The following is a 9,729-nucleotide window of genomic DNA, read 5'->3' on the forward strand; positions in this document are numbered from 1 at the left end:
AGGCAGCAATGGTTACCCCTTCCAATGTGAAAAACTTAGTTAAAATCCTGATTGGAGCAGCCTGGATTGATGGCAGAATCCAGCCAGAAGAACGGCAATATCTGCGCGAAATAGCTCAAGCAAAGGGTTTAGCTAACGATCCAGAAATTAAACCTTGGCTGTACGAATTAGTTCCTGTACAACCAAAAGAGTGCTATGACTGGGTGCAAGAGTATTTAGGCGATCGCCCCAGCCTTGAAGATTGTGAAAACTTGATTGAAGCCATCAGTGGCTTAATTTATAGCGATGGTGAAGTTGCCGTTGAAGAAGCCAGACTCCTAACGGAATTGCAAGATATAGCCAAACGGCATGATTCAACTCAACCAGTTCAGACTAAACTTCTAAAACAAATTCAAAAGCTTTACCGCCGTTGGGTTGAAGTGCAAAACTAACAGGGAGTTATGAGTTATGAGTTATGAGTTAGGAGTTAGAAGTTATGAGTTGACAAGAGGCGATTAATCACGTCTGTAGATAGATGATTTTTAAGTTTGGCATTCACAACTAAGCACTCGGCACTCAGCACTCATCACTCATTACTGCTTATGGCTTCGGTTCACCCAGACCCGGAGTTTCTTCTTTATCAACCTTAGGCACAAAATCAGGACGCTGTTTGCTTTCCCAACCTGCGGGGCGTTTTGAGTTGTACCAAGCTATTGAACCAATGGTTACAGCAGCAACAAAACCAACGACATACACCAAGGTAAAAGCCAAGGGAAAATGAGGAGCAGCATCTATGCCTGGTGCTGCTGTCTGCATAAATAAATGCATGAGTATATTCTCCAAGGTTAAATAACAGTACCTAACACACTATCAAATGAGCGTATCACGTAACATCCCCCTGTAGTTAAGTTTAAGCAACTTGATATTGCACAGAAATGCGGACGCAGGGACACGGAAAGCAGTATTTTTACTCCATGCCCAATGACGCCAGTTGCTTCTCCTGTCGGAGACGCTGCGCGAACAACGGATAGCGCAGCGTAAAGCCTGCGGCATGGCAACTCTTAGAGACGCTCTTGCGTTCGCTTAGAGCGAGTCATCTCCCAAGGGGGGACGCCAAAGGCGAACGAGCGTCGGGAACCTTGGCAACGCACTGGCTTCCCAATGTTCAATGCCCAATGCCCAATAGCTAACTCCTCATTCATGAGACGGTCTAAGTCTATCCCGCCAGGATGGCTGTGACGGTGAAGAACCTGAAGAACCGGAATTATTTGCCGGAGAAAACGATCGCCGAGTTCTTCGAGGCGGGGGAGAAGAAGAATCAGATTCTACTTTTCTAGATCGCCGCCGTGGAGTAGATGATTCTGAGGAAGAGTTACTGGAACTTGATTCTTGGCTGCGATTGCGCCTTCTCCGTCTTGGGGTATAATCCCTAGATTGCTGTTCTTCTTCAGAATAACTCCTCCTATTTCTACGTCTTCTAGATGAACCACTATCCTCAGAATTAGAATTTGTAGAACTTTCCCCTTCTGAGTCATCATCATCAGAAATAGAATGATTCAGCACTTGTTTGGGCTTGATGGACTGGGCTTTGATAGTGCCTTTGCGACCTTCTAACTTGGGTCGTTTGGGAAACTTTTCTACGGGCATCCCCTCTGCCGCTTTTTCCATAAATTCATGCCAAGTATAAGCGGCGCTACTACTGCTGCCGTCTGTGGGGTGGTTGTCATCGTTACCTAGCCAGACCCCTGTCACCATCTGGGGAATGTAGCCAATAAACCACAAATCACGGGCTTCGTCGGAGGTGCCGGTTTTGCCAGCAACTGGTCTATTATCTAACTGAGCAGCACCACCAGTCCCGGCTTCTACAACGTTGCGTAGCATCCAAGTCATGATGGCGGCACTGTCAGCGTCAAGGGCGCGTTTAGACGGGAAATTAGCTGACCAGATTACTTTGCCTTGGCGGTTGAGAATGCGAGTAATACCATGAGGCTCTGTATGCAATCCTTGGGTGGCAAAACTGCCGTAAGCGCTGGTCAATTCCAGCAAATTCACTTCGTTGGAACCGAGAGCCAAAGAATAGGTGGGCTTGAGTTCAGATTTTATCCCCATATCATGGGCAAGTTTAATCGTTGGCGTAAATCCCACATCAATCAGCACCTTCACCGCAATAATATTAATAGAACGGGTAAGGGCATCTCGCATGTCCATTGAGCCGTGGAAATTTTTACCAAAGTTTTTCGGTTCATAGCCATCTACAACAATGGGTGCATCCTCATAGGTATCGTAGGGACTTTTACCGCTAGCGATCGCAGTGGCATATACAAACCCTTTAAATGTCGATCCTGGCTGCCGCTGTGCCTGGGTAACTCGATTAAACTGGTTTTTACCAAAGTCTTCACCCCCAACCATTGCCTTAATTTCACCACTGCGGGGGTCAATGGCCACCATTGCTCCTTGCTTAAAGTTTTCCCAGCGTCCTTGATTTCGCAGCGTTTTGGCAACTGCTTCTTCTGCTACCTTCTGCCAAGTTGGATTCAGCGTAGTTTCCACTACTAGACCCCCACTTGCTAACACCTTAGGAGAAACGTACTTCGGCAATTCTTTTTGGATGTAGCTGGTAAAGTAGGGTGATTCTACTTGCACTCGCTTGGGTGAACTGCTTTTGAGGATTAGTGGCTCCTGAACAGCTGCCTGTCTTTGCTCTAATGTAATTAATTTATCTTCTTGCATCCGTAGCAATACCAAGTCTCGCCGCCGTTTCGCCGCTTCAGGATTCTTGTCTGGGGCGTATAAGCTAGGAGCAGGAGCTAATCCAGCAATTGTTGCCATTTGGGCTAGGGAAAGTTGATCTGGTGATTTACTAAAGTATACCCAGGATGCATCTGCCACACCATAAGCTCCACCTCCCAAGTAAACCAGATTCAAGTAACGCTCTAGAATCTGATCTTTGGTTAATTCTTGCTCCATTTTTTGGGCGAGGCGGACTTCCTTGAGTTTGCGCCAGATTGTCTGTTCTTGTTTCAGGAAGAGAATCCGCGTTAGCTGTTGGGTGATGGTGCTACCACCTTCTACCACACCTTGCGATCGCAAATTATTCAAACTCGCTCTCACAATTCCTTGAGGATCAAATCCGTTGTGTTGCTTAAATCTTCTATCTTCTGAGGCGATGAAAGCTTTTTTTAAATTATCTGGTATTTGTTCTAGTTTTAGCTCTTCTCTGGTGGCTTCACCTTGTTGTTGTAATATGGTTCCATCAGCAGCTTTGATGGTCAGTGTTTGCTCTCTAAGCACGGCGTTTAGCTCGGCCTTATCTGGCAAAGTGCGATCTATTAGACTGACGCCGTAGATGAAAGCTACTATCCCACCACCTACACCCAAGCCTGCCCAAAACCATAAGCGACGATAAAGCGGTTTACCGCCAGTTGCCTGATTGGTCTTCATCCTAGATGGTAAAATTTTCATTTTGCTCAGTAACTGCCTTGCCTGCGCCAGATGTGCTCGTAGTATCTCAATTGTGGATTCTTCGTGTTGATGATGATTACCAAGCGGCAATCGCAGTTCCTCCCGATTAGAGTCACTCTAATTAGTTGGTTTTCGCTTCAACCACAAAGTAATTTTTTATACGTTACTTCCTCTAGTTAAAGTCGTAACTACTTAACTATTATCAATCAACTTTGGGGTTATAGCACCATTTTTGTATTATTTAACACTCTTCCGACTCAAACCACGGAGATTCTTAGTTTAACGAGTCCATTTAATTAGAGCAACTTGCAGTACTCTCACCAGAGGTGGTTCTCTCTCTAAGCGTTACTTACCGAGTGCCCCTCGGTAGTCGGATTACTCCAAAATTGATTTGAGTTAAGTGCCAGTCGTCTAGCTCCTGTAAATCTTTTACCTACTTTCAGGCTGCTTAACAAAAATTGTCAAGCCACTAGAACAACAAAGTAGAACCCCATAGATTTAATTGTCAAGGTGCGGCGTCTGCATATTAAACAGAAATCAGGTTTTTAAATAGGTTGATTACCTTTCCTGCTACAGTAAATGGTAGTCTAAATTAGCTACCATATCAAAAAAAAAAGACCGAGAGTTTATCAATTGAGCTTTAGTTAAGACGAGTGGGAGAGGCTAGATAGCTACGCTTGATCAATAGAATAATGTATATTAGATTGAGTTTTGTAAAATTACTGCAATTATCATAATTTTTAGAAATATAAAAACTATTGACATTTTCTGGATATCCGCAAAGACAGCCTGAAAACAGCTTACTTGAGGAGAGTGTGATGCCTGAGTTTGGCTATGCCTACGCCAAGCCCAGACGAAGCGCTGTTGCCCTTGGTAGTAATATCGGCGATTCACAGGCGATTTTAGAAGCAGCTATCGAAACTTTAGTCCAAACGCCAGGTATTTTTTTAGAAGCCAGATCAAGTTGGTACCAAACTAAAGCAGTAGGGCCACAGCAGCCAGATTACTTAAATGGCTGCGTCACATTGCAAGTAGAAATGCTACCCCAGCAGTTATTAGAAGCTTTATTAGGAATTGAACAACAATTTGGGCGTGTGCGTCAGGAACGCTGGGGGCCACGAACCCTGGATTTGGATTTGTTATTATATGATGACTTGATTGTGGATACACCAAACCTCCAGATTCCTCATCCCCGAATGCGGGATCGGGCCTTTGTGTTAGTACCACTGGCAGAAATTGCCTCAGATTGGGTAGAACCAGTTTCTGGGTGTGTTATTAAAGAACTGCTCAAAGAAGTAGACTGTTCTGATGTACATTTATTGATGGGCAATTAAAATTACCATCCTTAAACACAGAAGAACGCTGATTTCACCTCTGTATTCACAGATAATCAGATTTTACTATGCCATTAGGTAGAGAATTACCACAACTGCTGAAACAACGCTTGTTTTATAAAGGACGCAAGTTTGATTTTGAAGTTAATCGTTTGCGTTTGCCGAATAAAGCAGAAGGAGAATGGGAATGTATTCGTCACCCTGGTGGTGCCCTAGCTGTACCTGTGACATCAGAGGGCAAACTTGTACTCGTGCGCCAGTATCGTTTTGCAATTCAGGGACGGATATTAGAATTTCCAGCGGGAACTGTAGAACCAAATGAAGATCCCCTAGAAACGATACAGCGTGAAATCGAAGAAGAAACTGGCTATAGTGCCCAAAAATGGGACAAATTAGGCGAATTTTTCCTAGCTCCCGGCTATTCTGATGAAATTATCTATGCATTTCTAGCGCGAGATTTAGAAAAGCTGGAGACACCACCACCACAAGATGGAGACGAGGATATCGAAACTGTGTTTTTGACTCCCGAAGAATTAGAGAAAGCTATTCTGGAAGGAGAGGCGGTAGATGCTAAATCAGTTTCTAGCTTCTTTCTGGCGCGTCCGTTTTTAGGAGCTTCTACCATTTTCTTCTAGAAATTCAGGATGGGGAAGAATTTTTAACAAAAGTAGGGGTGCAATGCGTCCAGCACCCATTAGCATCTATCCCACAGCAGAGAAAGTCATTCAGGCGACAACAATTCAAGCGGCAATTACCCAGAATACACCTGATGGGATCAATGCTGCGGTTGCGGCTGCTTTGATGTCACATTATTTTATCTATCGACTGGGAGCAAAACGCAAATTAGGACAGTTTCTAGAAGGTTATGTATCTGGATGGTCTAAACCGTGGGAAGGTAAAGTCAAGTCTAAAGGTTGGATGAGTGTCAGGGCAGCAATTACTGCGGTGATGCGAAATGGCACTATGAGCGAACTTTTACAAGATTGTATCGCTTTTACTGGAGATGTGGATACAGTAGCTGCGATTGCCCTAGCTGCTGGTTCTTGTAGCGAGGAAATTAGACAAGACATTCCCAATCATCTCGTTACAGCCTTAGAGAATGGAGCTTACGGTAGAGATTACCTCATTGGCTTGGATAAGCAGCTAATGAGTTTAGTAAATAAAAAAATCAGCTAAATGTAATACATGGGTTGCAAGCGTTGCACCTCTATCCATTTATCATAAAGATACTGTCGCATATAGCCTTCAAAAACTGTCATTGCTGCTCCCATTGCTTCCTGACAAATTTATATCGTTAATGATCATATTCTCTATGCTTGGGGAAGCATCTGGGCACGTTTTTTGATTATTAACAGTGTAACTGCTCTGCTGGTTTACTCAATTAAGGGCAAACTTACCTTTTCAAATACTACGGTTTTTCGATATTATTACAGTGACTTAGATAAACATAAAGTTACCCTAACCTTCACTATCTCCAAGTTTGGGTAGTAAAGTACACATTGGTAGCTTACCTATATGCCTGTACATTGAACAGATTAACTGCTCAGTCAGGGACTTGCTACGTATTGGTAATACTGATTTGTTACCTTAGCTAGAGTGACATGAAAATTGACTTAGAGCCAAAGTTATAAGAGGATGACCAGAAGAAGCTTACAACTCCTAAATTAAATATGTGTCCTTATGCCAGATGCATACATATTTCACACAGATGAGAAAAAATACAACTTTTAACAGTGCCGGTAAACTGACTGCTCTTTTGTTCCTGATAACTATCTTTCTCACGCCTTGTGTGATTATAAATGCAGGCGAACGTGGTGTATTGATGAAATTTGGCGAAGTCCAAAACCAGATATTAGGAGAAGGACTTCACTTAATTATTCCTGTAGTCAATACTGTGAAAAAGCTGAGTATTCGAGTCCAAAAACAGGAAATTTCTGCTGAGGCTTCTTCCAAAGATTTACAAAATGTTTTCACTGATGTCGCTCTCAATTGGCATATTATTCCCCAGGAAGCAAATGCCATTTTTCAGGAAATTGGAGATGAACAAGATGTAGTCATTCGGATTATTAACCCAGCAGTTGAAGAAGTACTAAAAGCAGTAATGGCAAAGTATACTGCTGAAGAAATTATTACTAAACGAGGAGAAGTAAAAGGTGGAGTAGATGATGCATTGTCCACACGACTGGGTAGCTATCACGTTGGAGTTGATGATATTTCTCTAGTTCATGTCCATTTTTCAGAACGATTTGGTGAAGCGGTGGAGGCGAAGCAGATTGCTGAACAAGAAGCAAAACAAGCAGAGTTTATCGCACTGAAAGCAACAAAAGAGGCTGAGGCAAAAGTTAATTTAGCAAAAGGAGAGGCTGAGGCACACAAATTATTACGTGACGGTTTAACTCCAGAAATTCTGCAAAGGCAAGCAATAGAAAAATGGAATGGGAAGCTGCCATTAATTGTAAGTAAGGAAACTCCAAAATTGTTGAATTTAAGTGAAATTTTAAAATTTGATGAAAAGTGATATTCTTTTTCACGAAATATTTGCTAAATAAGACATAGGGGCGCACAGATGTGTACCCCTACAATCAATTCCTTTTTAGAAACTTGATAAACTAAATTAACCGTTGGAGAATAAAATGGGAGAATCGAGAATCTTCAACTGGATCAATAGTATAATTAACAGGGTATAAGCTGTTGAAGAAATTAGACCAGTGAATAATTCTTTTTTGAGGTTATGCTCTTGGGGTTCTTTTTGAAAAATGTCCTTAGAACCGAATTGCATCAAGAGAATTCCCACAATATTAGAGAGCCAGTACCCTATAATTGAACAAGGTAGAAGTAATTTTGGGGAAAGTAAACTACATGCATACCCAAAAGCATAAGCTATTGGCAGATTGAATAGTAGGTCATTCCACCAACATAGTGGTGACAACAAATATCCCAGTATGAGAAAAAATCCACCTCTGAGTTTTTTGAAAATGTCTTTTTTGAACTCTTCTGGAGTAGATTGTTGTAAGTCCTCCAGAGTTGTGTCTCCTGTTACATTCAACTCTTGACTAACGTTTTGGACGCTTTCCATAAAAACCCACTATTCCTATCGTCTTAGTGTAGTTTAATATATAAATTAAATCAAAGTCTAGTACAGGAGTGATAACATTTTGACTTTTTGATGCTGAAAGTTTTACCACTACATAGTTTCAGCAAAATAGTAAAAAGCAAAATTTAGATTTAACTCAGCTACAACTTAACAATAACTGATTTCTACCAGAGGCGGATGAGTGCGATCGCTTCTTGCAGAATCTGGGTTAGTCCTTCAGCATTGGTGAAAGTTTAAGACAACATCAGTTTGTCAACAGTAATTGCGCTACAAATAAGTCATTTATAAAGTATAAAATTAAGTTTCATACTGAATTATGAGGGTAAGAATGATGCTTTGAAATATAAGGTGTCACCGATAGCGTAGCGTTAGCGAAGCGGTAGCGAGTACTCGAGCGTCCGCAGGAGCGTCACAGCCAGCCGTAGCGAAAAGTCAGTCATCTAACTTGTCTAGGGTTAAAGAAATAGTGATAATTAATCTCAATAAATTCTAGTTTGATTAATCATGACCATTATTATTCCAGCACAGGCACATGAGGAACTCTGGCAAGAAGTTGACCAAACACGATGAAGCAATGACCCCGATGATGAGTTAGATATTACCTGCAAGTGTCCTCAGGCATTGGGAGAAGGATATTCTCGACGAGTTGAATTGCGACAAAACTTGGTGTTGCAGATTGAGAGCTATCAGCGCCATGACAATCTGATAATACAAGGCATTGACCGTCCACATCCTCTGGAGTTTTGGTTTATGCTTTCAGGACAGTGGATGGAAAGCTCTCTTTGGGCAGTTAATCAGACGGAAGCCGGACAGTACGGTTTTTTCGGCAGTGGTATGGCTATTAAAGGAGAAGATGAGTTTTCACAAGGACGCCAACTTTTGGTGGGTGTGCATTTAGAACCAGAACTGTTGCAGTCCTTTATCGGCAATTCTTCTGGGGAACTACCAAAAGCATTGCAACACTTGATGCGTGAGCCAGAGCAACCTTACCACTTTCGCTCCAACGTCATGACTCCGATGATGCAATATAATGTGCAGCGTATATTGCATTGTCCTTATCAGGGTATCATCAAACGCACGTACTTGGAAGGCAAAGTGCTGGAACTGTTAGCACTGCTGCTGGAGCAAGAAGCAGAAATTCAGATGGGAAGTCGGACACAGAAGCCACTAAAGTCGGGAACATTAGAGCGGATTCTCTATGCCAGAGATTTGTTATTGCAACAGATGGACAATCCACCTTCTATTGCAGAACTGGCACGTTTAGTCAAACTCAATGAGTATGCACTTAAGCGCGGATTTCTACAAGTATTCGGCAAGCCCTTGTTTGCTTATCTCCACGATTACCGCTTAGAACAGGCGCGTCAATTGCTGGAAACTGGGGAAATGAAGGTGAGCGAAGTTGCCCAAAAAATCGGCTTTGCCAGTCGGAATTACTTTGCTGCTGCTTTTAGGAAGAAATTTGGCATCAACCCTAAAGAGTACTTGATGCAATGCAAACATTCCTTATAGTCAGTAGATCACAAACTTTCAGAAACTGACGCAATAATAAGGGTTTCAGCCATCATAAATTGGGTGGAAGCGGCGTTTGTTTCAGGGCGATCACTTTGTGTTAACTCAGGGTGTCGCCTGAAACGCTGATTAATGGGTTATTTTCTAGTGTCTGGGTATTTTGTTGAAACGCCCATGTGGCAGGGGTTCTAAAAAACTTTGTGATCTACTGATAGTGACCAAAAAAACTCCCGCTAGGCTTTCTCATGGCACTAGATTAATAGACTTGTCGCTAAATAAGAATAAAAAATTATGAAATGCTATTGTGGATTTCACTCTGGCAATTTATGCAGCCATCAAGTAGAAATTCCA

9 protein-coding genes are annotated in these 9,729 nt (G+C 42.3%); 6 read left to right on the plus strand and 3 right to left on the minus strand.

All coding sequences use genetic code 11. The features are described from left to right. Positions 1-8 precede the first annotated feature (8 nt). Positions 9-431 carry a TerB family tellurite resistance protein gene (locus tag V7K40_RS29430; RefSeq protein WP_334966063.1) on the plus strand — a complete coding sequence of 141 codons (423 nt, stop codon included), beginning with the start codon at positions 9-11 and terminating at the stop codon, positions 429-431. 148 nt (positions 432-579) lie between these two features. On the opposite strand, the gene V7K40_RS29435 is transcribed toward V7K40_RS29430, so the two are convergent. Further along, on the minus strand, positions 580-807 hold the full coding sequence (locus V7K40_RS29435) for a hypothetical protein (protein WP_334966065.1): 228 nt from the start codon (positions 805-807) through the stop codon (positions 580-582). A 366-nt stretch (positions 808-1,173) separates the two neighbouring features. Then, positions 1,174-3,531, minus strand: a complete 2,358-nt coding sequence (locus V7K40_RS29440; RefSeq protein ID WP_334966067.1) for a penicillin-binding protein 1A — start codon at positions 3,529-3,531, stop codon at positions 1,174-1,176. 728 nt (positions 3,532-4,259) lie between these two features. Between V7K40_RS29440 and folK the strand changes: the two genes are divergently transcribed. The 4 genes from folK to V7K40_RS29460 all read left to right on the plus strand — a co-directional run bounded on the left by folK (position 4,260) and on the right by V7K40_RS29460 (position 7,293). After that, positions 4,260-4,775: a 2-amino-4-hydroxy-6-hydroxymethyldihydropteridine diphosphokinase gene (folK, locus tag V7K40_RS29445; RefSeq protein ID WP_334966069.1), complete on the plus strand. Its 516-nt coding sequence runs from the start codon at positions 4,260-4,262 to the stop codon at positions 4,773-4,775. A 68-nt stretch (positions 4,776-4,843) separates the two neighbouring features. Next, positions 4,844-5,410: an NUDIX hydrolase gene (locus tag V7K40_RS29450; RefSeq protein WP_334966071.1), complete on the plus strand. Its 567-nt coding sequence runs from the start codon at positions 4,844-4,846 to the stop codon at positions 5,408-5,410. Positions 5,411-5,453: 43 nt separating this feature from the next. Further along, positions 5,454-5,951: an ADP-ribosylglycohydrolase family protein gene (locus V7K40_RS29455; protein WP_334966073.1), complete on the plus strand. Its 498-nt coding sequence runs from the start codon at positions 5,454-5,456 to the stop codon at positions 5,949-5,951. Between the two features lie 532 nt (positions 5,952-6,483). After that, complete coding sequence (locus V7K40_RS29460; RefSeq protein ID WP_334966075.1) at positions 6,484-7,293, plus strand: prohibitin family protein; 810 nt, start codon at positions 6,484-6,486, stop codon at positions 7,291-7,293. 96 nt (positions 7,294-7,389) lie between these two features. Here V7K40_RS29460 and V7K40_RS29465 read toward each other — a convergent pair whose 3' ends face one another. Next, positions 7,390-7,851: a hypothetical protein gene (locus V7K40_RS29465; protein WP_334966077.1), complete on the minus strand. Its 462-nt coding sequence runs from the start codon at positions 7,849-7,851 to the stop codon at positions 7,390-7,392. A gap of 639 nt (positions 7,852-8,490) precedes the next feature. On the opposite strand from V7K40_RS29465, the gene V7K40_RS29470 reads away from it, so the two are divergent. Further along, on the plus strand, positions 8,491-9,378 hold the full coding sequence (locus V7K40_RS29470) for an AraC family transcriptional regulator (RefSeq protein ID WP_334966079.1): 888 nt from the start codon (positions 8,491-8,493) through the stop codon (positions 9,376-9,378). Positions 9,379-9,729: the final 351 nt, after the last annotated feature.

It is taken from the genome of Nostoc sp., assembly GCF_036917195.1.
In the GTDB taxonomy this organism is placed as follows: Bacteria; Cyanobacteriota; Cyanobacteriia; order Cyanobacteriales; family Nostocaceae; genus Nostoc.

What these genes read in the sequence shown, in the direction of transcription:
- V7K40_RS29430 (WP_334966063.1), top strand. Translation starts at nt 9, where the DNA reads ATGGTTACCCCTTCCAATGTGAAAAACTTAGTTAAAATCCTGATTGGA.
- V7K40_RS29435 (WP_334966065.1), bottom strand. Translation starts at nt 807, where the DNA reads ATGCATTTATTTATGCAGACAGCAGCACCAGGCATAGATGCTGCTCCT.
- folK (WP_334966069.1), top strand. Translation starts at nt 4,260, where the DNA reads ATGCCTGAGTTTGGCTATGCCTACGCCAAGCCCAGACGAAGCGCTGTT.
- V7K40_RS29450 (WP_334966071.1), top strand. Translation starts at nt 4,844, where the DNA reads ATGCCATTAGGTAGAGAATTACCACAACTGCTGAAACAACGCTTGTTT.
- V7K40_RS29455 (WP_334966073.1), top strand. Translation starts at nt 5,454, where the DNA reads ATGCGTCCAGCACCCATTAGCATCTATCCCACAGCAGAGAAAGTCATT.
- V7K40_RS29460 (WP_334966075.1), top strand. Translation starts at nt 6,484, where the DNA reads ATGAGAAAAAATACAACTTTTAACAGTGCCGGTAAACTGACTGCTCTT.
- V7K40_RS29465 (WP_334966077.1), bottom strand. Translation starts at nt 7,851, where the DNA reads ATGGAAAGCGTCCAAAACGTTAGTCAAGAGTTGAATGTAACAGGAGAC.